This is a genomic window from Pseudomonas sp. KBN12P06040 (assembly GCF_037574965.1).
Taxonomy (GTDB): domain Bacteria; phylum Pseudomonadota; class Gammaproteobacteria; order Pseudomonadales; family Pseudomonadaceae; genus Pseudomonas; species Pseudomonas aeruginosa.
Genome location: NZ_JBBELS010000001.1, coordinates 939,410 through 961,862, shown reverse-complemented (window position 1 = coordinate 961,862; position 22,453 = coordinate 939,410). Strand labels below are relative to the sequence as shown.

19 protein-coding genes are annotated in these 22,453 nt (G+C 68.2%); 14 read left to right on the top strand and 5 right to left on the bottom strand.

Annotated elements, in window-relative coordinates; all coding sequences use genetic code 11:
- The first annotated feature begins 200 nt into the window (after nucleotides 1–200).
- The 3 genes from VQ067_RS04490 to hpaC all read left to right on the top strand — a co-directional run bounded on the left by VQ067_RS04490 (nucleotide 201) and on the right by hpaC (nucleotide 2,761).
- Entirely contained in the window at nucleotides 201–491 is a 291-nt protein-coding gene (locus VQ067_RS04490) for a DUF2218 domain-containing protein (protein ID WP_003093387.1), read from the top strand.
- A gap of 165 nt (nucleotides 492–656) precedes the next feature.
- On the top strand, nucleotides 657–2,219 hold the full coding sequence (hpaB, locus tag VQ067_RS04485; protein WP_003111030.1) for a 4-hydroxyphenylacetate 3-monooxygenase, oxygenase component: 1,563 nt from the start codon (nucleotides 657–659) through the stop codon (nucleotides 2,217–2,219).
- A 29-nt stretch (nucleotides 2,220–2,248) separates the two neighbouring features.
- Nucleotides 2,249–2,761, top strand: coding sequence for a 4-hydroxyphenylacetate 3-monooxygenase, reductase component (gene hpaC / locus VQ067_RS04480; protein ID WP_003104531.1), 513 nt, complete (start codon nucleotides 2,249–2,251; stop codon nucleotides 2,759–2,761).
- A gap of 63 nt (nucleotides 2,762–2,824) precedes the next feature.
- On the opposite strand, the gene VQ067_RS04475 is transcribed toward hpaC, so the two are convergent.
- Together VQ067_RS04475 and VQ067_RS04470 are read right to left on the bottom strand one after the other, a co-directional pair.
- Nucleotides 2,825–3,241, bottom strand: a complete 417-nt coding sequence (locus VQ067_RS04475) for a PaaI family thioesterase (protein ID WP_003104529.1) — start codon at nucleotides 3,239–3,241, stop codon at nucleotides 2,825–2,827.
- A gap of 47 nt (nucleotides 3,242–3,288) precedes the next feature.
- Entirely contained in the window at nucleotides 3,289–4,248 is a 960-nt protein-coding gene (locus VQ067_RS04470) for a helix-turn-helix domain-containing protein (RefSeq protein ID WP_003093398.1), read from the bottom strand.
- Between the two features lie 318 nt (nucleotides 4,249–4,566).
- Here VQ067_RS04470 and VQ067_RS04465 point away from each other — a divergent pair, with 318 nt between their 5' ends.
- The 6 genes from VQ067_RS04465 (at nucleotide 4,567) to VQ067_RS04440 (ending at nucleotide 11,448) form a co-directional block, all read left to right on the top strand.
- Nucleotides 4,567–5,100, top strand: a complete 534-nt coding sequence (locus VQ067_RS04465; RefSeq protein ID WP_003093399.1) for a 2,4'-dihydroxyacetophenone dioxygenase family protein — start codon at nucleotides 4,567–4,569, stop codon at nucleotides 5,098–5,100.
- A 70-nt stretch (nucleotides 5,101–5,170) separates the two neighbouring features.
- Complete coding sequence (locus VQ067_RS04460; RefSeq protein WP_003132328.1) at nucleotides 5,171–6,430, top strand: MFS transporter; 1,260 nt, start codon at nucleotides 5,171–5,173, stop codon at nucleotides 6,428–6,430.
- Complete coding sequence (locus VQ067_RS04455; protein WP_023105797.1) at nucleotides 6,427–7,485, top strand: 2,3-butanediol dehydrogenase; 1,059 nt, start codon at nucleotides 6,427–6,429, stop codon at nucleotides 7,483–7,485. Before VQ067_RS04460 ends, VQ067_RS04455 begins: the two co-directional genes overlap by 4 nt.
- A gap of 14 nt (nucleotides 7,486–7,499) precedes the next feature.
- Nucleotides 7,500–8,225: an SDR family NAD(P)-dependent oxidoreductase gene (locus tag VQ067_RS04450; RefSeq protein ID WP_003093405.1), complete on the top strand. Its 726-nt coding sequence runs from the start codon at nucleotides 7,500–7,502 to the stop codon at nucleotides 8,223–8,225.
- A gap of 84 nt (nucleotides 8,226–8,309) precedes the next feature.
- Nucleotides 8,310–9,614 carry a carbohydrate porin gene (locus VQ067_RS04445; protein ID WP_003093407.1) on the top strand — a complete coding sequence of 435 codons (1,305 nt, stop codon included), beginning with the start codon at nucleotides 8,310–8,312 and terminating at the stop codon, nucleotides 9,612–9,614.
- A 154-nt stretch (nucleotides 9,615–9,768) separates the two neighbouring features.
- Nucleotides 9,769–11,448, top strand: coding sequence for a GMC family oxidoreductase (locus VQ067_RS04440; protein WP_033989915.1), 1,680 nt, complete (start codon nucleotides 9,769–9,771; stop codon nucleotides 11,446–11,448).
- Between the two features lie 16 nt (nucleotides 11,449–11,464).
- Here VQ067_RS04440 and VQ067_RS04435 read toward each other — a convergent pair whose 3' ends face one another.
- The gene (locus VQ067_RS04435; protein WP_023874924.1) at nucleotides 11,465–12,217 is read right to left on the bottom strand and encodes an SDR family NAD(P)-dependent oxidoreductase; all 753 of its coding nucleotides are present in this window, start codon (nucleotides 12,215–12,217) and stop codon (nucleotides 11,465–11,467) included.
- A 158-nt stretch (nucleotides 12,218–12,375) separates the two neighbouring features.
- On the opposite strand from VQ067_RS04435, the gene VQ067_RS04430 reads away from it, so the two are divergent.
- The 3 genes from VQ067_RS04430 (at nucleotide 12,376) to VQ067_RS04420 (ending at nucleotide 15,386) form a co-directional block, all read left to right on the top strand.
- Entirely contained in the window at nucleotides 12,376–13,251 is an 876-nt protein-coding gene (locus tag VQ067_RS04430; RefSeq protein ID WP_003093413.1) for a LysR family transcriptional regulator, read from the top strand.
- A 282-nt stretch (nucleotides 13,252–13,533) separates the two neighbouring features.
- The gene (locus VQ067_RS04425; RefSeq protein ID WP_033990636.1) at nucleotides 13,534–14,778 is read left to right on the top strand and encodes a cyclic di-GMP phosphodiesterase; all 1,245 of its coding nucleotides are present in this window, start codon (nucleotides 13,534–13,536) and stop codon (nucleotides 14,776–14,778) included.
- A gap of 155 nt (nucleotides 14,779–14,933) precedes the next feature.
- A complete protein-coding gene (locus tag VQ067_RS04420; RefSeq protein WP_169311252.1) occupies nucleotides 14,934–15,386 on the top strand; it encodes a hypothetical protein in 453 nt (150 codons plus the stop codon).
- Here the strand turns inward: VQ067_RS04420 and ampR are convergent.
- Nucleotides 15,337–16,227 carry a LysR family transcriptional regulator AmpR gene (gene ampR / locus VQ067_RS04415; protein WP_033990637.1) on the bottom strand — a complete coding sequence of 297 codons (891 nt, stop codon included), beginning with the start codon at nucleotides 16,225–16,227 and terminating at the stop codon, nucleotides 15,337–15,339. The two genes, VQ067_RS04420 and ampR, sit on opposite strands and share 50 nt — an antisense overlap.
- Nucleotides 16,228–16,375: 148 nt before the next feature.
- Here ampR and VQ067_RS04410 point away from each other — a divergent pair, with 148 nt between their 5' ends.
- A complete protein-coding gene (locus VQ067_RS04410; RefSeq protein WP_033990638.1) occupies nucleotides 16,376–17,569 on the top strand; it encodes a class C beta-lactamase PDC-11 in 1,194 nt (397 codons plus the stop codon).
- 64 nt (nucleotides 17,570–17,633) lie between these two features.
- Complete coding sequence (locus VQ067_RS04405) at nucleotides 17,634–18,032, top strand: hypothetical protein (RefSeq protein ID WP_003093424.1); 399 nt, start codon at nucleotides 17,634–17,636, stop codon at nucleotides 18,030–18,032.
- A 163-nt stretch (nucleotides 18,033–18,195) separates the two neighbouring features.
- Here the strand turns inward: VQ067_RS04405 and VQ067_RS04400 are convergent, their stop codons facing one another.
- On the bottom strand, nucleotides 18,196–22,449 hold the full coding sequence (locus tag VQ067_RS04400; protein ID WP_033990639.1) for a PAS domain-containing hybrid sensor histidine kinase/response regulator: 4,254 nt from the start codon (nucleotides 22,447–22,449) through the stop codon (nucleotides 18,196–18,198).
- Nucleotides 22,450–22,453: the final 4 nt, after the last annotated feature.

Genomic DNA, 22,453 nt, shown 5'->3' with positions numbered 1-22,453 from the left:
TCGCCCTCTCCCTCCAGAGAGAGCGCCTTCCGACGTATCCGGCAAACACTTCCGACGGCTCCGGTAGGGCGCTCGCCCTGTCCCACGGACAAGGGCCGACCATTTGCCGGGCGATTATCGAAAGCCCCTGCAAAATGGATGAATAAGAATGACTCTCAGCAGGTTAGTATCGGAAATCCCCAACCGAGAGGATTCGCTTCATGTTCCGCTCCACCTCCCATGTCCGTACCGAATCGGCGGCACGCTACGTCAATCGCCTGTGCAAGCACTGGGGCCACAAGTTCGAAGTCGAACTCACTCCCGAGCGCGGCTTCATCGACTTCGGCGACTCCAACTGCGAGCTGCTCGCCCACCCCGACCATGTCCTGATGATTCTCAACAGCCCCGACGAGGACAGCCTCGCCCACATGCAGAACGTGGTCGCCGATCACCTGCAACGCATGGCCAACAGCGAAAGCCTGGAGATTGCCTGGCAGCCCGCCGAAAGCTGAACGCGCCGCCACCCGGCCGCCCTTCGCGGCCGGGCGCCGGGCGTCACGCGGGGCCATGGAAAGTGCAATTCATTCCCCGGAAAAGCCATTCAGCTCGCTCCGCCCCCGTCCCATCATCCCCTCCAGGCGCTCTCGCGCAGATAACAACAATGACTGGAGACGATGATGAAACCCGAAGATTTCCGTGCCTCTGCCACCCGTCCGTTCACCGGCGAGGAGTACCTCGCCAGCCTGCGCGACGACCGTGAGATCTACATCTACGGCGACCGCGTCAAGGACGTCACCAGCCACCCCGCCTTCCGCAACGCGGCCGCCTCCATGGCCCGGCTCTACGACGCCCTGCACGATCCGCAGAGCAAGGAAAAGCTCTGCTGGGAGACCGATACCGGCAACGGCGGCTATACCCACAAATTCTTCCGCTACGCGCGCAGCGCCGACGAACTGCGCCAGCAGCGCGACGCCATCGCCGAGTGGTCGCGGCTGACCTACGGCTGGATGGGCCGCACCCCGGACTACAAGGCCGCCTTCGGCAGCGCCCTCGGCGCCAACCCGGGCTTCTACGGGCGTTTCGAGGACAACGCGAAAACCTGGTACAAGCGCATCCAGGAAGCCTGCCTGTACCTCAACCATGCCATCGTCAACCCGCCGATCGACCGCGACAAGCCGGTGGACCAGGTCAAGGACGTGTTCATCTCGGTGGACGAGGAAGTCGACGGCGGCATCGTCGTCAGCGGCGCCAAGGTGGTCGCCACGAATTCCGCGCTGACCCACTACAACTTCGTCGGCCAGGGTTCGGCGCAACTGCTCGGCGACAACACCGACTTCGCCCTGATGTTCATCGCGCCGATGAACACCCCCGGCATGAAGCTGATCTGCCGCCCCTCCTACGAACTGGTGGCAGGCATCGCCGGATCGCCGTTCGACTACCCGCTGTCCAGCCGTTTCGACGAGAACGACGCGATCCTGGTGATGGACAAGGTGTTCATCCCCTGGGAGAACGTACTGATCTACCGCGACTTCGAACGCTGCAAGCAGTGGTTCCCCCAGGGCGGCTTCGGCCGGCTGTTCCCGATGCAGGGCTGCACCCGCCTGGCGGTCAAGCTCGACTTCATCACCGGCGCCCTCTACAAGGCCCTGCAATGCACCGGCTCCCTGGAGTTCCGCGGCGTGCAGGCGCAGGTCGGCGAAGTGGTGGCCTGGCGCAACCTGTTCTGGTCGCTGACCGACGCCATGTACGGCAACGCCAGCGAATGGCACAGCGGCGCCTTCCTGCCCAGCGCCGAGGCCCTGCAGGCCTACCGCGTGCTGGCGCCGCAGGCCTACCCGGAGATCAAGAAGACCATCGAGCAGGTGGTCGCCAGCGGCCTGATCTACCTGCCCTCCGGCGTTCGCGACCTGCACAATCCGCAGCTCGACAAGTACCTCTCCACCTATTGCCGCGGCTCCGGCGGCATGGGCCACCGGGAGCGGATCAAGATCCTCAAGCTGCTCTGGGACGCCATCGGCAGCGAGTTCGGCGGCCGCCACGAGCTGTACGAGATCAACTACGCCGGCAGCCAGGACGAGATCCGCATGCAGGCCCTGCGCCAGGCGGTCGGCAGCGGCGCGATGAAGGGCATGCTCGGCATGGTCGAGCAGTGCATGGGCGACTACGACGAGAACGGCTGGACCGTGCCGCACCTGCACAACCCGGACGACATCAACGTACTCGATCGCATCCGCCAATGACGCCCGCGTCGCGTCCGGAGGTTATTCCCATGTCCCAGCTCGAACCCAGGCAGCAAGCCTTCCGCAACGCCATGGCGCATCTTTCGGCGGCGGTCAACGTGATCACCAGCAACGGCCCAGCCGGACGCTGCGGGATCACCGCCACCGCGGTCTGCTCGGTCACCGACAGCCCGCCGACGCTGATGCTCTGCATCAACCGCAACAGCGAGATGAACACGGTGTTCAAGGCCAACGGTCGACTCTGCGTGAACGTCCTCAGCGGCGAACACGAAGAGGTGGCCCGCCACTTCGCCGGCATGACCGAGGTCCCGATGGAACGCCGCTTCGCCCTCCATGACTGGCGCGAGGGCCTCGCCGGGTTGCCGGTGCTGCACGGCGCCCTGGCCAACCTGCAGGGACGCATCGCCGAGGTCCAGGAGATCGGCACCCATTCGGTGCTGTTGCTGGAGCTGGAGGACATCCAGGTCCTCGAACAGGGCGACGGCCTGGTCTACTTCAGCCGCAGCTTCCATCGCCTGCAATGCCCCCGGCGGGCGGCCTGAACGGCGCCTCCAGGAATCCTCCGCCAGCGTTTCGCAGCCGCCGCCGAGAACCCGGCCAGGCCCTCAGCGGCGGTGCGCCGGTGGGATCGAGTAGGTGCCGACCACATGGGCGACCGGTTCCGCGTCGCCTTCGGAGAACAGCGAGACCTCGCCCATCGCCAGGGTCTTGCCGACCTTCATCAGGCGGCACTCGGCGACCACCCGGCGGTCCGCCGCCGGACGCCGCAGGAAGTTGATGGTCAGGCTGGTGGTCACCGCCAGCGGGACGATGCCGATCTCGCCCAGTACCGCCACGTACAGCGCGACATCGGCGATGGCCATCAGGGTCGGCCCGGAGACCGTGCCGCCGGGGCGCAGGTCGCTGGCGTCGACCGCCTGCCAGACCGTGGCGCTACGCTCGCCGACGGCTTCGACCACGACCCGGGTCTGGGGAAATTCGCGCTGGATGAAACGGGCGATCTGCTCTTTCTTGTCGGTCACGGAACGGGTCCTTGGCAGTAGGAGGAGGAAAGGTACGGTAGTCGGGTCTAGCGGCCACGCGCCTCGCTCGGCGTCATCCCGTAGCGCGCCTTGAAGGCCCGGGCGAAATGCGCCTGGCTGGAGAAACCGTGGCGATAGGCGACCTCGGCGACGTCCAGGCGCCGGCCCTGGGGCGAGGCGAGCAACTGGCGGGCGCGCTCCAGGCGCCGCTCCTGCAGGTAGCGCCCGGGCGAGCTGCCTTCCTGGGCGAACAGCCGCGCCAGGTGCCGGCTGGAGACGCCAGTGGCGGCGGCCACCCGCTCGCAGCTCAGGGCGGGTTCGTCGAGGTGCTGCTGGATGTACTGCTTGGCCGCCAGCAGGTAGGACGCGCCCAGGGCGCTGGCACGGTGCTCGCCGGCATGGTCGCTGATGATGCTCGCCAGCAGGTCGTAGGCTTCCTCCTGGTAGCGCTCGGCATCCTCGCCATGGGGGCTGTCGAGGAAATCCCGGGTACGCTCGCCGAGGGTCCGCACCAGCAGGCGCTGCACCGGGCTTTCCGCGCCGATCTTCAGCGGTCCCTTGAAGTCGCGCAGGCAGCGCTCGGCGAAATCGTCCTGGGGAATGTCGAAGATGAACTGCCGCATCGGTCCGGAAAAACCGAACAGGTAGGGCTTGTCGGTCCGGTAGATAACCAGCTCGCCCGGTTGCAGGAGGTTGCAGCCGTTGTCCTGGTAGAAGAACGACTGGCTGCCCTGCACCAGGGAGACGAAGATCGACTCCTTGGGCACTGCGCGGATCATCGAGCGGTCGCGCTCCACCACGTGCTCGTTGCCGCCGATGCGGGCCAGCCGCAGGCGTTCGAGGCAGAGGTTGTCCTGGGTCGCGGCGAAGCCGGCCTGGGAATACGACGAACATTTCAGGCCAACCAGGATGGAAGCGTTGTAGTCCTCCCAGAACGCCAGCCGCTGCTCCAGGGGAATGTCCTGGGTGCTGGCCCGCCGGGTTTCGAGCAAGGCATGTGCGGGCATTTTTATTCTTCTCGTCGAACGCTGCGTGGACCTCCCGGACCTCAGGCAAGGCCTCCGGGGCCAGGCGCCGGGCCGCTCCGCCGACCTGTCGCGGTCGGTCGGCGAGGCGCCTGGCACCCCGTCATTAACATCTGAATCCTTTCCTCCGTCAATCGCCCCCCAGCCGGCTCCGACGCTGGGCAGGCCAGCTTGGCGGCGCGCCGCGGGTCACGCCAGGCCATGTCCGAAAAGCGCAAGTTTCCTGGCCGCCAGGGTCAAACCCGGAGGCCCGCCCATGGCTAGAGTCGGCCCGACGATAACAACGACAGAGGCCGCCCCATGCCCGAACTCGCCACCCGTGAATTCTGGAAAGACCTGCAACCGATTCCCGACTGCTTCAAGCCGGACGCCAAGCCCGAGGTCTACCTGCGCAACGCGCCGACCGAGGACGAGCGCCTCTACGTGCCCTTCACCGAAACCGTGAAGTCGCGTCCGCTGTGGATCTCGCCAAGCGAAAACCGCTGGTGCGACATCCTGATGGCGACGAGCGCCGGCCTGGTCAACCGCCACTACCACCCGCACGAGGTGTTCGCCTACACCATCAGCGGCAAGTGGGGCTACCTGGAGCACGACTGGACCGCCACCGCCGGCGACTTCGTCTACGAGACGCCCGGCGAGGGCCACACCCTGGTGGCCTACGAGCACGAGCAGCCGATGCGTGCGTTCTTCATCGTCAAGGGGCCGCTGGTCTGGCTCGACGAGAAGGGCAACGCGGACGGCATCTTCGACGTCCACGACTACATCGCGATGTGCCGCGCGCACTACGACAAGATCGGCGTCGGCGCCGCCTACATCGACTCCCTGTTCCGCTGACCCCGGGCGCGCACAGCCCCGGCGGATGCGCGCCTCCCCGCCGGCCGGCCCGCCCGGCCTGGAGACCGACATGGCGCATAACAACAATTCCGCCAGTTACGAAAACGTCCTGCTCTGCGTGCTGTTCCTGACCTTCGGCTTCGTCTTCTTCGACCGCCTGGCGCTGTCCTTCCTGTTTCCCTTCATGGAACAGGAGCTGCAACTGAGCAACAGCCACCTGGGCATGCTCTCCTCGGTGCTGGCCCTGGCCTGGGCGGTATCCGGCGCGCTGGTCGGCGCCTGGTCCGACCGCCGCGGGCAGCGCAAGCCGCTGCTGATCGTGGCGGTGATCCTGTTCTCGCTGTGCTCGGCGCTGTCCGGGCTGGTCGGCGGCTTCCTCAGCCTGCTGCTGTTCCGCGGCATCATGGGCCTGGCCGAGGGGCCGATCCTGCCGCTCTCGCAATCACTGATGGTCGAGGCCTCCTCGCCGCATCGCCGCGGCCTCAACATGGGCCTGCTACAGGGCTCGGCGGCCGGCCTGCTCGGCGCAGTGATCGGCCCGCCGCTGCTGGTGGCCCTGGCCGAAGCCCTCGGCTGGCGTCACGCCTTCATCGTCTCGTTGCTGCCGGGCCTGCTGATCGCCTGGCTGATCTGGCGCCATGTGCGTCCCGACCCGCCCCGTGCGCAGCGCCCGGCGCCGCGCGCGGAGGACGCGAAAGGCAAGCGCCTGGCACTGCTGAAGAGCCGCAACATCCTGCTCTGCACCCTGATCAGTTGCGTATTCGTCACCTGGTTCATCGTGCTGATTTCCTTTACCCCGACCTTCCTGGTCAACGCCCGCGGCTTCAGCCCGGCGACCATGGGCAGGCTGATGAGCTGCCTGGGCGTCGCCTGGGTGGTCTGGGGCTTCGCCGTACCGGCGATATCCGATCGCATCGGCCGTCGGCCGACCCTGGTGGCGTTCTCCCTGCTCGCCGCGTGTTGCCCGCTGGCGCTGCTCTATGCGCCGAACGCGACCAGCCTCGGCCTGCTGTTGCTGCTGACCTACACCGGGCTCGGCTGCTTCACCCTGTTCATGGCGACCATCCCGGCGGAGACCGTCTCGCGCAGCGTCATCGCCACCGCCCTCGGCCTGATCATGGGCCTCGGCGAACTGGTCGGCGGTTTCCTCGCGCCGACCGTGGCCGGCTTCGCCGCCGACCGCTTCGGCCTGTCCATCGTCATGTGGATGTCCTGCGGCGGCGCCCTGCTCGCCGCGTTCCTCTCGCTGTTCCTGCGCGAAACCGCGCCCGCCGTGCTGGCGCGCCAGCGCAGCGCGCCTACCTCCGTCCTGCAAGGAAACCAACCATGAAAGCACTGCGCTGGCACGCCGCCCGCGACCTCCGCCTGAGCGAACTGGAACGCCAGGCGCCGCGGCCCGGCGAAGTCGAACTGGAAGTCGCCTACTGCGGCATCTGCGGCAGCGACCTGCACGAATACCAGAGCGGCCCGCACTCGATTCCCCAGGCCGAGGCGCACCCGCTGTCCGGTTGCCGCGCGCCGCTGACCCTCGGCCATGAGTTCTGCGGCGTGGTCGCCGCGCTCGGCCCTGGCGTGGAGGGACTGCGCATCGGCGACCGCGTCGCGGTGGAGCCGGAATACCGCTGCGGCGAATGCCGCTACTGCCGGGAAGGCCGCTACAACCTCTGCGAGTCGATGGGCTTCATCGGCCTGATGGGCGACGGCGGCTTCGCCGAGCGCGCGCGGGTGCCGGCCTACATGCTGCACCGCCTGCCGGACGCGGTGGGCTTCCGCCAGGCCGCCGTGCTCGAACCGGCCGCCGTGGCCCTGCACGCGCTGCGCCGCAGCAGCCTGGCGCCAGGCCAGCGCTGCGCGGTGTTCGGGCTTGGCCCGATCGGTCTGCTGCTGGTGATGCTCGCCCGCCTGCGCGGAATCGAGGACATCGCCGCGGTCGACGTCAGTCCCGAGCGCCTCGCCCTAGCCGGCGAATTCGGCGCCAGCCGGGCGCTCGACGCCCGTGACGGCGACACGGCGGCGCGCCTGCGCGAAGGCGGCGCGCTCGATTGCGCCTTCGAGGCCGCCGGCAGCCAGGCCAGCCTCGACGCCGCCCTGGCCAGCCTGCGCAAGGGGGGCGAGCTGGTGCTGGTGAGCCTGATGGGCGAGGTCAGGCTGGACGCCTTCGACCTGGTCAACCGCGAACTGCGCCTGCTCGGCAGCGTCGGCTACCGCGACGCCTACCCGGAGCTGATCGCCCTGCTCGCCGATGGCCGCCTCGACCTGGCCCGCGCAGTGACCCGCAGCGTGCCCCTGGAGCAGGCCGTCGAGCACGGTTTCGAGGCCCTGCTGCGCGACAAATCGCAGCTCAAGGTGCTGGTCAATCCCAACCCGGCCCTGGCCGACGCCTGAAGGAACGATCACCGATGGTTTTCCAACACGATATCTACGCCGGCCAGCAGGTACTGGTCACTGGCGGCAGCTCCGGCATCGGCGCGGCCATCGCCATGCAGTTCGCCGAACTCGGCGCCGAAGTCGTCGCCCTCGGCCTGGACGCCGACGGCGTGCACGCACCGCGTCATCCGCGGATTCGCCGGGAAGAACTGGACATCACCGACAGCCAGCGCCTGCAACGGCTGTTCGAAGCGCTGCCGCGCCTGGATGTGCTGGTGAACAACGCCGGCATCAGCCGCGACCGCGAGGAATACGACCTGGCGACCTTCGAACGGGTGCTGCGCCTCAACCTGAGCGCCGCCATGCTCGCCAGCCAACTGGCCCGTCCGCTGCTGGCACAGCGCGGCGGCAGCATCCTCAACATCGCCTCGATGTACAGCACCTTCGGTTCCGCCGACCGCCCGGCCTACAGCGCCAGCAAGGGCGCCATCGTCCAGCTGACCCGTTCCCTGGCCTGCGAGTACGCCGCCGAGCGCATCCGGGTCAACGCCATCGCCCCCGGCTGGATCGACACGCCGCTGGGCGCCGGGCTCAAGGCCGACGTCGAGGCCACCCGCCGGATCATGCAGCGCACGCCGCTGGCGCGCTGGGGCGAGGCGCCCGAGGTGGCCAGCGCCGCGGCCTTCCTCTGCGGTCCCGGCGCCAGCTTCGTCACCGGCGCCGTGCTGGCGGTGGACGGCGGCTATCTCTGCGCCTGAGCCGCCTTCGCTCCGGATGCACCTGTCCGCTTGGGGCGGACAGCGATTCGCACGACAGAACAACAACAAGACGAGTGCCTTGCCATGAAAACCCTCCGCACCTTGCCGGCGCTGCTCTGCGCCGGTTTCCTCGGTCTCTCCGCGCAGGCCGCCGAAGACAGCCGCAGCGGCCCGCTGGCCGGGTTCGGCGAACGACTCCAGCGCCACGGCGTGAAGACCCACGCGCAGTTCTGGAGCCTGTCGCTGAAGAACCTCGACACCGGCCCGCGCCAGCACAGCTTCGGCAACAGCGGCGACCTGTTCCTCGGCGCCGACCTCGACCTCGCCACCCTCGCCGGCCTGGACGGCGCCTCGCTGCACATCGAGGAAACCCTGTTCATCCTCGACCGCGGCACCGGTCAGCCCACCGGGCCGAGCTGGCAGGGCGCGGTGGGCAGCTACTTCGGCGGCGCGCCGCTGCACAACGACATCGGCGCCAACCAGCTGAGCCTGCTCACCTGGCAGCAGCAGTGGCTGGGCGGACGCCTCGACAGCCATCTCGGACGGACCAATGCGCGGCGCTATTTCCTGATCTACAACTGCGAGACCGTGGTCACCTGCAACGACCCGATCATCGACGCCTCCACCGGCATCCTGCCGCCGCCCTACGGCGCCTGGGGCGGCTACCTGAAGTACCGGGCGACCCCGACCCTGTACCTGCACGCCGGGGCCTTCGAGTCCAACCCGGTGGATTACCTGAAGAAGCGCCATGGCCTCGATTTCGGCACCGACGACGCCAGCGGCACCAGCCTGCTGCTGGGGATCGGCGACAAGCGCGAGGAAAGCCTCGATCCCTACCGCTCGCACTATGAACTCAACGCCTACCTGAACACCGCCAACCAGGTCGACCCGCTCACCGGCGCCAGCGACCACGGCAGCGCCGGCGGCTTCTTCAAGTTCCAGCAGCTGTTCTGGCGCGCCGACGGCGGCCGCCTCGATTCGCCGAGGGCGCTGGGGCTGTTCGGCTCGCTGTCGGTCTCGGCCGACGACAAGCAGCCGTTCCGTCATTTCGCCGAGCTGGGCCTGACCTACCATGCGCCCTTCGACCGCACGCGGGACAAGCTCAACCTCAAGGCCAGCTACCTGCGCCTGAACGATCACCAGTTGGAGTTCCAGCGCCAGGCGCGGATCGCCGCTGGCGGCGATGCGAAACTCGGCCAGCGCGACGTGTACGCCCTGGAAACCAATGCGCACATCGCACTGACCCCGCACATCGCGCTGGAGCCGTCGGTGCAGTACATCTTCAACCCGGACAACTACTACAACCCCGGCGCTCGCGAACTGAGCGGAGACGGTTTCGTCGTCGGCCTGCAACTGATGGTCGACATGGGCTCGCTGCTGGGGCTGTAGCGCGCCGCCTGGCAGCCTCGGTCAACCCCGCCGGCAGGCTGGGACAAGCGGCCGGGCGCGCTTCCCCGTCCAATGGAGTAGCGTCGCGCCCATGGGCGCGGGGCGAAAAAGAACGCCGGGCGAGGCCCGGCAGCACACCCAGAAAGGTGCCGACATGACTTCCACTGCCCGCCGCTCGTTCGACTACATCGTGGTCGGCGCCGGCTCCGCCGGTTGCGTCCTGGCCAACCGGCTTTCCGCCGATCCCGCCGTCTCGGTCTGCCTGGTCGAGGCCGGCCCCAGCGACCGCACGCCGCTCCCCGCCGCCTACATCCGCACGCCGGCCGGGATCATCCGCCTGATCGCCAACCCGAAGTGGAACTGGATGCATCGCTTCGCCGCCCAGCCCGGCACCGCCAACCAGCCGATCGCCTGCCCGCGCGGCAAGGTCTGGGGCGGCTCCAGCGCGATCAACGGGATGATCTACATCCGCGGCGACCGCCACGACTACGACCGCTGGGCATCCCTCGGCAACCGTGGCTGGAGCTACGACGAGCTGCTCCCCTACTTTCGCCGCTCGGAACATTTCGAGCCGGGCGAATCGCCCTGGCACGGGCGCGGCGGCGAGTTGAACGTCGCCGCGCAGCGCAGCCCGGGGCCGATCAACCAGGTGTTCTTCCAGGCCGCCGAGGAAATGGGCTGGCCGTACAACGCCGACTTCAACGGCGAGCGCCAGGAAGGCATCGGCCCGTTCCACGTCACCCAGGTCAACGGCGAACGCTGTAGCGCGGCGCGCGCCTTCCTGCACCCGGCCCTGGCGCGGCCCAACCTCACCGTCCTCAGCTCGGCGCTGACCCTGCGCGTGCTGCTGGAAGGTACCCGCGCCACCGGCGTGGAGATCAGCCAGGCTGGCGAGGTCGTGCAATTGCAGGCACGCCGCGAAGTGATCCTCAGCGCCGGCTCGATCAACTCGCCGCAGCTCCTGTTGCTCTCCGGCATCGGCCCGGCGGCGGAACTGGCGCGCCACGGCATCGTCCAGCGCCATGAGTTGCCTGGGGTCGGCGAGAACCTGCAGGACCACCAGGACATCGTGCTGATGTACCGCACCGAGGCCAAGCTCGGCTACGGCCTGGGCTTCTCGCCGAAGGGCTGGCTGCCGCTGCTGCGCTCGCCCTGGCAGTACCTGTTCGGCCGGCGCGGGGCGCTGACCTCGAACACCGTCGAGTCCGGTGGCTTCCTCCGCCTCGACCCGCAGGCAGAGACCCCGGAGCTGGGTCTGATCGTCGCCCCCGCGCTGAAGAACCAGCCGCAGCGCCTGGTCCCCTTCGGCCACGGGGTCAGCCTGCACGTCGCGGTGATGCACCCGCAGAGCCGCGGGCGGGTCCGCCTGAACTCGCCGGACCCGCACGACCGGCCGCTGATCGAAGCCAACTTCCTCAGCCACCCTGCCGACCTCGATACCCTGGTCCAGGGTTTCCAACTGGTCCGCAAACTGGCCGCCAGCCGCAGCTTCGCCCGTCACCTCAAGGGCGAGCTGGTACCGGGCTCGCAGGTTTCCAGCCGCGGCCAGATCGAGGCCTGGATCCGCGCCAACCTGGGCACCGTGTTCCATCCGGTGGGCACCTGCAAGATGGGCCACGACCAGCTCGCGGTGGTCGACGACCAGTTGCGCGTGCACGGCCTGCAAGGCCTGCGGGTGGCCGATGCGTCGATCATGCCGACGCTGATCACCGGCAATACCAACGCCCCGGCGATCATGATCGGCGAGAAGGCCGCCGACCTGATCCTCGGCAAGCCGGCGCCCCATGCGCCGACGGAACAGCGGCGGGATGCGCCGGAGCTGGTAGAGGCCTGAGCCTCCGGCTCTCTGCTCAGAACTGCACGCCCCGGGTCAACCCGCCGTCCACCAGCAGGTTGGTTCCGGTGGTGAAGCTGGCCGCCGGGCTGGCCAGGAACAGCACCGCCCGCGCCACCTCGTTGGGTCGCGCCATGCGCCCCATGGGATTGGCGGCGAGACAACGGGCGAAGGTTTCCGGGCTATCCCGTTCGATCGCGCCCCATACGCCATCTTCGAAATAGACGTTGCCCGGCGACACCGTATTGACCCGAATGCCGTCCTCCGCATGGCGGCTGGCAAGCGTCTTCCCGTAGTGGACCAGGGCCGCCTTGAGCACGCCATAGGGCTCAGCGAACATGTCCACCTCGCGGCCGGAAACACTGGAGATCAGCACCACCGAGGCAGCCTCGGAGCGTTTCAACCACGGCAGGGCGGCAGCGACCATGCCCACGCTACCCAGCAGGTCGGTCTCGAAAGCGCGCCGCCAGGTGTCCAGGTCTCCGCCACCGGCCAGCGCGCTGACGTTGGGCACAACGATGTCGATGCCGCCCAAGTGCAGCGCCGAGCGCGTTACCCAACCGCGCACCTGCTGCGGGTCGGTGATGTCCACAGACATGCCAAAGGCACGCTCGCCGAAGCAATCCGCTGCTTCGGCCACGCCCGCCTCACCACGGGCGCAGAAGGCCACCTCGGCCCCTTCGGCGAGAAAATGTTCGACGATGGCGCGGCCGATACCGCGCGAACCGCCACTAACCAGCACCCTGCGCTGTGCGAGTTGCAGATCCATGTAATCTCTCCATGAGCGGACGCGATGGGCCCGCAAGCCGGGAAGGAACGCCGGGATCCGATCACCGGACGTAAGGACGGGCGAACGGTAGCGAACGACAAGGTATTCTGGAAATCGAAAAATATTCAGCCAACGATTCGCAAAGCGAGAATACCCAGGTGCAATTGTCTCAGCTCCGCGCCTTCTGCGCCGTGGCCCACACCGGCTCGATCAACGCCGCGGCGAAGGCGCTGAACCGTGTCCCGTCGAGTCTCTCCGTACGCATCCGCCAGCTTGAGGAAGACCTCGGCTGCCAGCTGTTCCTGCGCGAGCACCAGCGTCTGCGCCTGTCGCCGGACGGTCGGCGTCTGCTGGAGCATGCCCGGCGAATCCTCGATCTCAGCGACAGTACCCGGGCCATGATGCGCAACGAAGAGAGCGGCGGCCGCCTGGTGGTAGGTGCCCTCGACGTGGTTCTGGTCGCCTTCATGCCATGCCTGATCGGGCGGTTCCGCCAACGCCACCGCGCGATCGAACTGGACATCCGCAGCGAAGCCTCGGAAGCCTTGGTGCAGCAGGTCTCGGATGGAGTGCTAGACCTGGCCCTGAGCGATGGTCCCGTGCGCTCTCAGACCCTGGAAAGTAGCCTGGCCTTCGTCGACGAAATGGTGCTGGTTACCGAGCTGGATCATCCACCGATCACCAGTCCGCGCGACCTGCGTTGCGCCGAACTGTATGGGTTCCGTCACGACTGCTCGTTCCGCTTCCGCATGGATCGCTGGCTGGAGGAAGCCGACTGCCTGCAACAACTGCCAGTGCTGGAAATCGAGTCCTACCACACCATGCTCGCCTGCGTCAGCGCAGGCATGGGTGCCGCCTGGGTGCTGCGCTCCGTGCTTGCGACGCTACCTGGCAACCACCAGGTCCGCGCGCATCCGTTGCGCGACTATGGCACCACCGAGATCCATTTCATCTGGCACAGCGGCCATCTCACGCCCAACGCGCAACGCTTGATGGCTGTACACCAGGACGCGCTCGTCGAGCGCCGCGACTGAGATTTGGCCCGTGCTATCGCCGCCGTAGGTTTCCACCGCCGTCTCCGCCAGCGCGAGGACCTGGCTGGCGCCGGTTTGGATAGGGCCACTTCGCCAGGGCGATGTATCGGGGCTGTACCGTCGGCGGAGGGATTTGTATGCCGGGAGTACGCGGATACAGAACGATACGCAGCCAAGCGAAGGTCACGCCGACGAACTGACGGGCATCTCTCACTCCCGCCGGCCCATCTCGGCTACCGTTAGGAGACAGCCACCTGGCCCAGTCTCGAGGTCGAGCCCATCGTGCTGAAACGCATTCCGGTAACCCAGCTTCGCCTCGGTATGTTCGTCCAGAGCCTTTGCGGCTCGTGGCTGGACCACCCGTTCTGGAAAAAGGGCGGCTTCCTGCTCGACAACCAGTCCGACCTGCAGCGCCTGCGCGAAAGCGCCGTGAAGGAGGTCTGGATCGACGCCGGCAAGGGCCTCGACCTCCCGGAGGAAGCGGCGGTCTCGGCCGCTGCGGTCCTGCCGGTCACCATGCCGGCCGGCCCTTCGCCGGCGCGGGTCGCCCTGGAGGAGGAAATCCGCCACGCCGCCCTGCTCTGCAGCCGTGCCAAGGCCGCCGTGGTCAGCATGTTCCACGACGCGCGCATGGGCCAGGCCATCGACACCGCGCATGCATCGGACCTGGTGGACGAAATCTCCGCCTCGGTGCTGCGCCATCCCAACGCGCTGGTCAGCCTGGTACGGCTGAAGACCTCGGATGAATACACCTACATGCATTCGGTGGCGGTCTGCGCGCTGATGATCGCCCTCGCCCGCCAGCTCGAACTGTCCGACCCGCTGGTACACGAGGCGGGGCTGGCCGGGCTGCTGCACGACATCGGTAAGATGGCGGTACCCGACCCGATCCTGAACAAGCCCGGCAAGCTCACCGAGCAGGAATTCGGCCTGGTCCGCCGGCATCCGCAGAACGGTGCGCGGATGCTGCTCGATTGCCGCCAGGTCAGCGCCCTGGTGGTGGATGTCTGCCTGCACCACCACGAGCGCATCGACGGCACCGGCTACCCCTTCGGCCTGGCGCAGGAGCAGATCAGCCTGTTGGCGCGGATGGGCACGGTGTGCGACGTCTACGACGCGATCACCTCCGACCGTCCCTACAAGAAGGGCTGGAACGCCGCCGAGGCGATCCGGCGCATGGCCGAATGGAACGGGCACTTCGACCCGCAGGTGTTCCGCGCCTTCGTCAAGGCAGTGGGCATCTACCCGGTCGGCGCGCTGGTCAGGCTGGAAAGCGGGCGCCTCGGCGTGGTCCTCGAGCAACACGGCCGCTCGCTGCTGACGCCACGGGTCAAGGTATTCTTCTCGGCCCGCTCGAAGGTGCCGATCCCGCAGCAGGTGATAGACCTGGGTAGGGCCGGACAGACCGACCGGATCGTCGGCTTCGAGCCGGCGGAAGCCTGGAACTTCCGCAATCTCGACGAGATGTGGACGGGACTGCCGAGCAACGGCGGGTCGTATTTCGACGCGGGAACCGGAAAGCCGTAGACGCCTTCCGCCGGCGAGCCGAGCACCGCTCCCGTAGGGCGCATAACGCGAAGCGTTATCCGCCGTTTCGCCGCAATCTCCGCCTGCTCCGCATTGCTTTAAGCGCACCATCGTCGATACTGCTGGCAATCCACCGACAGTTTTCAAGAGGCCATATGAGTCCGCTCCTGGAGACAATCGAAGAGCGCAGCAGAAATGGCTGTGCTCCATCCAAAGCGCTGCTTGCCCTGTGGTCCGCAGGCGCCGACCTGAGGGTTTCCCCGAGGAAGGCTGGCCGCCTATGCGAACTTGCCGTCGTTGCCGCAGCAGGGAAAGCAGGCATGCTCGAGAGCGAGATCGTTGCGGCACGCCGGGCCTATGCCGCCAGCCTGGGAGTGACGCTTAGCGGAGCGATCAGCAACGCCGACGAGCCGGTCCATATCCACCACGCCGTCAGCAATTCCAATCACAACCCCAACGCCTCAAACCGTATCAACCTTGGGAGAGCCCGAGCGTATAAAGAAAGGCGCGAGGAAGGTGATTACTTCTTCATCGACACTTCAATCGCCTGCATAACCGTTATCTCCCCCGCGCCTCAACGGCAGCCCTCTCCAGCAACCACTCCCTGAACGCCAGCATCGCGCTGGTCTCCCCCCGCGACTGCAAGCGCGTCAGCCAGTAGCTGCCGGTACTCACTTCGGTGGCGAACGGACGCCGGATGCTCTCGCTGGCCAGTTGCCGGGCAAACATCGCCGCCGGCGCCAGGGCCACGCCGACACCCTGGCGGGCCGCCTCGAGCATGGCCAGCGAGGTGTCGAAGACGATGCTCCGGGTCAGCGGCGCGTGCGCCGGCAGTCCGGCCGCCTGGAACCACAGCGGCCACTCGTCGGCGCGGTAGGAGCGCAGCAGGGTGTGCTGCAGCAGGTCGGCGGGAGTGTGCAACTGGGCGGCGACCTCCGGGCAGCAGAGCACCGTCAGCGGCGCCTCGAACAACGCCAGCGCCTCGGTGCCGTGCCAGGCGCCGCCGCCGAAGCGGATCGCGTAGTCGAGCCCCTCGGCGGCGATGTCGACGCGGTTGTTGTGGGTGGACAGGCGCAGATCGATGAAGGGATGGCGCGCCTGGAAGTCCGCCAGCCGCGGCAGCAGCCAACCGACCGTGAAGGTTCCGACCGCGCCGACGGTGAGCACGTCCCGGTAGTGGCCACCCTCGAAGCGTTCCAGCAGGCCGGCGATGCGGTCGAAGGAGTCACACAGCACCGGCAGCAGGCTCTCGCCCTCGTGGGTCAGCATCAGGCCGCGCGGCAGACGCTTGAACAGGGCCACGCCGAGACGCTCCTCGAGGCTCTTCACCTGGTGGCTGACCGCCGCCTGGGTCACGCACAGCTCGATGGCCGCGCGGGTGAAGCTCAGGTGCCGGGCCGAAGCTTCGAAGGCGCGCAGGGCGTTCAGCGGCAAATGGGGTCGAACCAATCTCTGCTCCAAATTTTTCTAATGGCTGCCGCGAGTATTCGTCGTTTGCCGCAAATCCTGCGCAAGCCTAGATTTTCCCCGCCCGCCGATCAAGGAGCGCTCCCGGGGCGGTTTCTCATGCAGCCAACGACAAAGGACGCCAATCCTCATGCGCGATACCAGATTCTCCTGCCTGTGCGGCATCGCCGCTTCCACACTGCTGTTCGCCACCACCCCGGCCATTGCCGGCGAGGCCCCGGCGGATCGCCTGAAGGCACTGGTCGACGCCGCCGTACAACCGGTGATGAAGGCCAATGACATTCCGGGCCTGGCCGTAGCCATCAGCCTGAAAGGAGAACCGCATTACTTCAGCTATGGGCTGGCCTCGAAAGAGGACGGCCGCCGGGTGACGCCGGAGACCCTGTTCGAGATCGGCTCGGTGAGCAAGACCTTCACCGCCACCCTCGCCGGCTATGCCCTGGCCCAGGACAAGATGCGCCTCGACGACCGCGCCAGCCAGCACTGGCCGGCGCTGCAGGGCAGCCGCTTCGACGGCATCAGCCTGCTCGACCTCGCGACCTATACCGCCGGCGGCTTGCCGCTGCAGTTCCCCGACTCGGTGCAGAAGGACCAGGCACAGATCCGCGACTACTACCGCCAGTGGCAGCCGACCTACGCGCCGGGCAGTCAGCGCCTCTATTCCAACCCGAGCATCGGCCTGTTCGGCTATCTCGCCGCGCGCAGCCTGGGCCAGCCGTTCGAACGGCTCATGGAGCAGCAATTGTTCCCGGCACTGGGCCTCGAACAGACCCACCTCGACGTGCCCGAGGCGGCGCTGGCGCAGTACGCCCAGGGCTACGGCAAGGACGACCGCCCGCTACGGGTCGGTCCCGGCCCGCTGGATGCCGAAGGCTACGGGGTGAAGACCAGCGCGGCCGACCTGCTGCGCTTCGTCGATGCCAACCTGCATCCGGAGCGCCTGGACAGGCCCTGGGCGCAGGCGCTCGATGCCACCCATCGCGGTTACTACAAGGTCGGCGACATGACCCAGGGCCTGGGCTGGGAAGCCTACGACTGGCCGATCTCCCTGAAGCGCCTGCAGGCCGGCAACTCGACGCCGATGGCGCTGCAACCACACAGGATCGCCAGGCTGCCCGCGCCACAGGCGCTGGAGGGCCAGCGCCTGCTGAACAAGACCGGCTCCACCAACGGCTTCGGCGCCTACGTGGCGTTCGTCCCGGGCCGCGACCTGGGCCTGGTGATCCTGGCCAACCGCAACTATCCCAATGCCGAGCGGGTGAAGATCGCCTACGCCATCCTCAGCGGCCTGGAGCAGCAGGCCAAGGTGCCGCTGAAGCGCTGAGGCGCGCTCGCGAGGGCGACGGAGCGTAGCGGCGCGGGACGCCGGTCCTGGCTATGATGGTGCCATGAGCGCTTCCCCGCCCCTCCGCCAGCCCTGCCCGCCCGGCGCCTGCGTCTGCGAACGCGAGCGCCTGGAGGCGCCCGGCGCGGACCGTCGCATCCTCCTCCTGACCCGCCAGGAAGAGCAGCGCCTGGCCGCTCGCCTGGAAGCCCTGCGCAGCCTGGAAGACCTGGAACACCTGCTGCGGCGCATGGAGGAACAACTGGGCATCCGCCTGCGGATCGCCCCGGCCTTCGGCGAGGTGCGCAGCATGCGCGGCATCCGCATGCGCTTCGAGGAGCAGCCGGGGCTCTGCCGCAAGACCCGCCAGGCGATTCCCGCCGCCATCCGCCGCGGCCTGGAGAAGCGCCCGGAAGTCGCCTACGCCCTGCTCAACGCCCACGACCTGCTGCGCGACGCCTGAAGGCACTGAACGACAGGAAGAGGATGTCGCTCAAGACCTGGGCGGGCTTCAGGAGTATCGGCGGATAACGCCCATGGCGTTATTCGCCCTACAGGCCGCAGCGGATGCAGGCGAGCCCCGGGTCCGCCTGAATTCTTGGCGGGACAGGCCACCGCGCCGGGGTTCAGCTCGCCGACTCCGCCTGCACGTCGCCGAACATCGCCTGCAGGCGGAGCAGGCAGGCATCGCACAGGGTGCGCAGTTCGTCGAGGCGGATGCCGGCGAGGATTTCCATACCGCGCAGCGGATCGGCGCGGCGCAGGGCCTGCTCCAGCTCGCTGGCACGGCCGGCCAGGGCGCTGGCGCCAACGGTGGACGCGCTGCCCTTGATGGTATGCAGGGTCGCGGCGCTGCCCTGGACATCGCCCTCGCCGAGCTGGCGTTCGAGCTGGGCGAAGAGGTCCTGCATATCCGGAACGAAGCGCCGCAGCACCTGGACGATCAGCTCCAGGCTGCCGCCGAAACGCCCGACGATATCGCCCCGCGCCTCGACCAGTTCGCCCGCGTCCGCTGTCGTTGCCGGCGCCCCCCTGTCGCCGCTCCTGCCGAGATGACCGAGCAGGCAAAGCACCAGGCGCTCCTTGTCGATCGGCTTCGCCACATGGTCGTTCATGCCCGCCGCCAGGCAGGCTTCGCGGTCGGCCAGCGAGGCGTTGGCGGTCATGGCCAGGATCGGCAGCCCGGCGAAGCGCCCGTCGGCGCGGATTCTCCGGGTCGCCTCGAGACCATCGATATCCGGCATCTGCATGTCCATCAACACCACGTCGAACGGCACGCTCGCCTCCAGCACCTGCTGAACGCCCGCCAGCCCGCCGTCGGCGAGGGCCACCCGGGCGCCTTCGCTGCTCAACAGTTCGGCGGCGACCTGGCGGTTCAGCGCGTTGTCCTCCACCACCAGCAGACGCACGCCCCGCAAGCGCTGGGTGCGCTCCACCGGGCGCGGCGGCGGGTTGGCCGGGGCGCCCTGTTCACCGTGCAGGGCATGCAGCACCGAGTCGGCCAGTTGCTTGGGCGTGACCGGCTTGGTGAGAAAATCGACGAAGGGCGGCGCGCTGTGGTCGCGCGCATCGGCCAGCACCTCGCGGCCATAGGCGGTGATCATGATCACCATGGGCGGCGGCAGGTCGCCCTGCAACTGGCGGATCAGTTGCGCCGCGCTGAGGCCGTCGAGATCGGGCATGCGCCAATCCATCAGCACCACGTCGTAGCGACGGCCTTCGGCCATCGCCGCCTGGACCCGTGCCACCGCCTCGCTGCCGCTGCCGACGCAGTCGGCGCGCCAGCCGAGGGCGCCGACCGTGCGTTCGAGCAGCTCGCCGGCCACCAGGTTGTCGTCCGCCACCAGCAGCCGCAGCGGTTCGCCGGCCCCGGGGCAGGCCGCACGCAGCGGTTGGTCGTGGGCGACGTCGAGGTCCAGGTCGAACCAGAACCGGCTACCGCTGCCCGGCGCGCTCTCGACCCGCAACTCGCCGCCCATCAGGTCGACCAGGCGCTTGCAGATGAACAGGCCGAGGCCGGTGCCGCCGAAGCGTCGCGAGGTGGACGCCTCGGCCTGGGTGAAACCTTCGAAGATGCGCTGCTGCTGTTCCGCGCTGATGCCGATGCCGGTGTCCGCCACCAGCACCCGCAGGCGCACCAGGTGGGCGTCGTGCGCCAGCCGCCGCAAGCTCACCAGGACGTGCCCGCGGGCGGTGAACTTCAGTGCGTTGCCGGCCAGGTTGATGAGGATCTGCTGCAGGCGCAGGCGGTCGCCGACCACCGCGCTGGGTAGCTCGGGATCGATGTCGAAGATCACCTCGACGTCCTTGTCGCCCTGGTTGCCGGAGAGCACCACGGCCAGGTCCTGCATCAGCGGCTCCAGCTCGAAGGGGAGCATTTCCAGGACCAGCTTGCCGGCCTCGATCTTCGAGTAGTCGAGGATGTCGTTGAGCAGGCCGAGCAACGAGGTGGCCGCCGAGCTGGCCTTGTCCAGGTAGTCGCGCTGGCGTTCGTTGAGATCGGTCTGCCGGGCCAGTTGCAGCATGCCCAGCACGGCATTCATCGGCGTGCGGATCTCGTGGCTCATGTTCGCCAGGAACGACGACTTCGCCGCGCTGGCGGCGTCCGCCTGCTCCTTGGCCTCGCGCAGGCGCGCCTGCAGTTGCTGGTCGCTGGTGATATCGATATTGATCCCGGTGACCTGCAGCGGGTTGCCATCGGCGTCGCGCTCGACCTGCGCGCCGGCCTGGATGAAGCGGATGCCGCCGTCGGGCAGCACCACGCGGAAGATCACATCGTAGTTGCCGCGCCCCTCCACCGCCGCGCGCAGGCTGGCCTCGGTGCGCTCGAGGTCTTCCGGATGCAGGCGGCTGCGCCAATGCTCGTAGACCAGGCCGCCGTCGCGCAACGCCAGCGGCTGGCCATACAGCTCGCACATGCGCTCGTTCCACTGCAGGCTGTCGTCGGCCAGGTTCCAGCGCCAGATGCCCAAGCGCGCCACGTCGGCGGCCATTTGCAACTGGTCGCGCGCCGCGGCCATCTCGCGCTCGGCGTTGCGCCATTCGGTGACATCGACGGCGATGCCCAGGTAGCCGTTGATCGCCCCAGCCTCGTCGCGCAGGACGGTAACCGAAAGCGTCACGCTGAGCGGCGAGCCGTCCTTGCGCAGATAGGTCCATTCGCGGGTCTCGGCGCCCTCCTGTTCGGCCCGCGCCACCAGCACGCGGAAACCCTCCTCGCCCAGCTCCTGGCCGCGGGCGAGCAACTCCCGCTCGCTGTGCAGCAGGGTCGGCGAGGCCTTGCCGACCACCTCGTCGGCGCGGTAGCCGAGCATCCGCTCGGCACCGAGATTGAAGCCGCTGATGATGCCGTCGCGGTCGAGGGTGATGATCGACACCTCGGACGCCGCCTGCAGCACGCTGCCGAGCAGTACGTTCAACCGACGCAGTTCGGCGGTACGCTCGGCGATCTGGTGCTCCAGGCCGGTATTGAGTTCGCGGATGCGGGCCTCGGCGGCCTTCTTCGCGGAGATGTCGCGTACGGTCTTCGAGGCGCCGACCACGCCGCCGTCCGGACCGAGGATCGGCGAGACGGTCACCGCCACGTCGAGCAGGTGGCCGTCCTGGTGCCGGCGCACGGTATCGAAGCTGACCACCTGTTCTTTACGGGCGATGCGGGCGAGGATGTCGAGTTCCTCGTTCTCCTTGGATGGCGGCACCAGCAGGTCCACCACCCGCCGCCCGACCGCCTGCTCCTCGCGGTAGCCGAACAACGCCTCGGCCCCGCGATTCCAGTCGCTGATGACGCCGTCGAGGCCGACGCCGATGATGCCGTCCGCCGAATTGCCGACGATCGCCGCCAGCCGCGCCTGGGTCGCCGCCTCCCGATGCCGGCGCTGGCGGCCGAGGGCGCTGGCGTTGACCAGCGCCGCCAGCAACAGGCTGACCAGGCTGCCGGCCAGGAACAGGATGCGCGGCGAAGGCTGGTGCAGGCGCTGGACGAACAGCGGCAGTGCGCTGAACGCCATCTGCCAGTGCCGACCGTAGATCTCCCGCCGCAGCATGTGGCCGAACAGGCGTTGAGCCGGCGCCGCGGCGCCGTTGACGAAGAAGGGTACGGCAGCGCCGTCGCCGGTGACGTCGCTGAGTTCGAGGTGGATCGCCGCATTGTCGATGGGCAACCCGGCCAGCACCTCGCCGGTCAGCAGCGGCGCATAGCTCCAGCCGAAGCCTTCGAGTTCGCGCTGGGGCCCCGGCGGTGGAGTGATGCCGCTGCGGTAGATCGGCATCAGGATGAGGAACGATTGCTGGCGCAAGCCGCTGGCCTGGACCAGGGTGATCGGCCCCGTCAGGCGCACCTGCCCGGTCTCCAGGGCGGCGCGGGCGGCCTCCCGGCGATTGGCTTCCGAGGCGATGTCCAGGCCCAACGCCTGGCCGTTGCGCGCCACCGGCTCGATGTACTGGATGACGTAGCGCTCGCCATCGTGCGGAGTCAGTTGCTGGATGCGGAACTCCGGCTGGCCGTCGGCCCGCGCCTGGCGCAGGAACCCGGCCTCGTCGGCGGCCGCCACCCGGCGTATGAAGCCGAAGCCGCGGGCGCCGGGAAACTCGCGGTCGATGTCGCGGGTCAGGCTGTAGCGGCGGAACAGTTCGCGGTCGATGTGCGCCTCGCCCGCCGTCAGCAAGGCACCGCGCACCCCACGCAAGCCATACTGGTAGAGTTCCACGCGGCGGGTCACCGCCTCGGCCAGCAGTTCCGCCTCGCGTTCCAGCGCCATCCGCGCCTGTTGCTCGTTGACCAGCGCCAGCCCCCAGGCGCCCAGCCCGGACAGCAGCAGTCCGAGCGCCAGTGTCGCGCCCGCCCAGCGGCTCAGCCTGAACTTGCTCTGTTGTACGTTCACCCGA

Bases quoted from the DNA above. Each gene is read 5' to 3' on its own strand.
- VQ067_RS04490 (WP_003093387.1), top strand. From the start codon at position 201: ATGTTCCGCTCCACCTCCCATGTCCGTACCGAATCGGCGGCACGCTAC.
- hpaB (WP_003111030.1), top strand. From the start codon at position 657: ATGAAACCCGAAGATTTCCGTGCCTCTGCCACCCGTCCGTTCACCGGC.
- hpaC (WP_003104531.1), top strand. From the start codon at position 2,249: ATGTCCCAGCTCGAACCCAGGCAGCAAGCCTTCCGCAACGCCATGGCG.
- VQ067_RS04470 (WP_003093398.1), bottom strand. From the start codon at position 4,248: ATGCCCGCACATGCCTTGCTCGAAACCCGGCGGGCCAGCACCCAGGAC.
- VQ067_RS04465 (WP_003093399.1), top strand. From the start codon at position 4,567: ATGCCCGAACTCGCCACCCGTGAATTCTGGAAAGACCTGCAACCGATT.
- VQ067_RS04460 (WP_003132328.1), top strand. From the start codon at position 5,171: ATGGCGCATAACAACAATTCCGCCAGTTACGAAAACGTCCTGCTCTGC.
- VQ067_RS04455 (WP_023105797.1), top strand. From the start codon at position 6,427: ATGAAAGCACTGCGCTGGCACGCCGCCCGCGACCTCCGCCTGAGCGAA.
- VQ067_RS04450 (WP_003093405.1), top strand. From the start codon at position 7,500: ATGGTTTTCCAACACGATATCTACGCCGGCCAGCAGGTACTGGTCACT.
- VQ067_RS04445 (WP_003093407.1), top strand. From the start codon at position 8,310: ATGAAAACCCTCCGCACCTTGCCGGCGCTGCTCTGCGCCGGTTTCCTC.
- VQ067_RS04440 (WP_033989915.1), top strand. From the start codon at position 9,769: ATGACTTCCACTGCCCGCCGCTCGTTCGACTACATCGTGGTCGGCGCC.
- VQ067_RS04435 (WP_023874924.1), bottom strand. From the start codon at position 12,217: ATGGATCTGCAACTCGCACAGCGCAGGGTGCTGGTTAGTGGCGGTTCG.
- VQ067_RS04420 (WP_169311252.1), top strand. From the start codon at position 14,934: ATGAGTCCGCTCCTGGAGACAATCGAAGAGCGCAGCAGAAATGGCTGT.
- VQ067_RS04410 (WP_033990638.1), top strand. From the start codon at position 16,376: ATGCGCGATACCAGATTCTCCTGCCTGTGCGGCATCGCCGCTTCCACA.
- VQ067_RS04405 (WP_003093424.1), top strand. From the start codon at position 17,634: ATGAGCGCTTCCCCGCCCCTCCGCCAGCCCTGCCCGCCCGGCGCCTGC.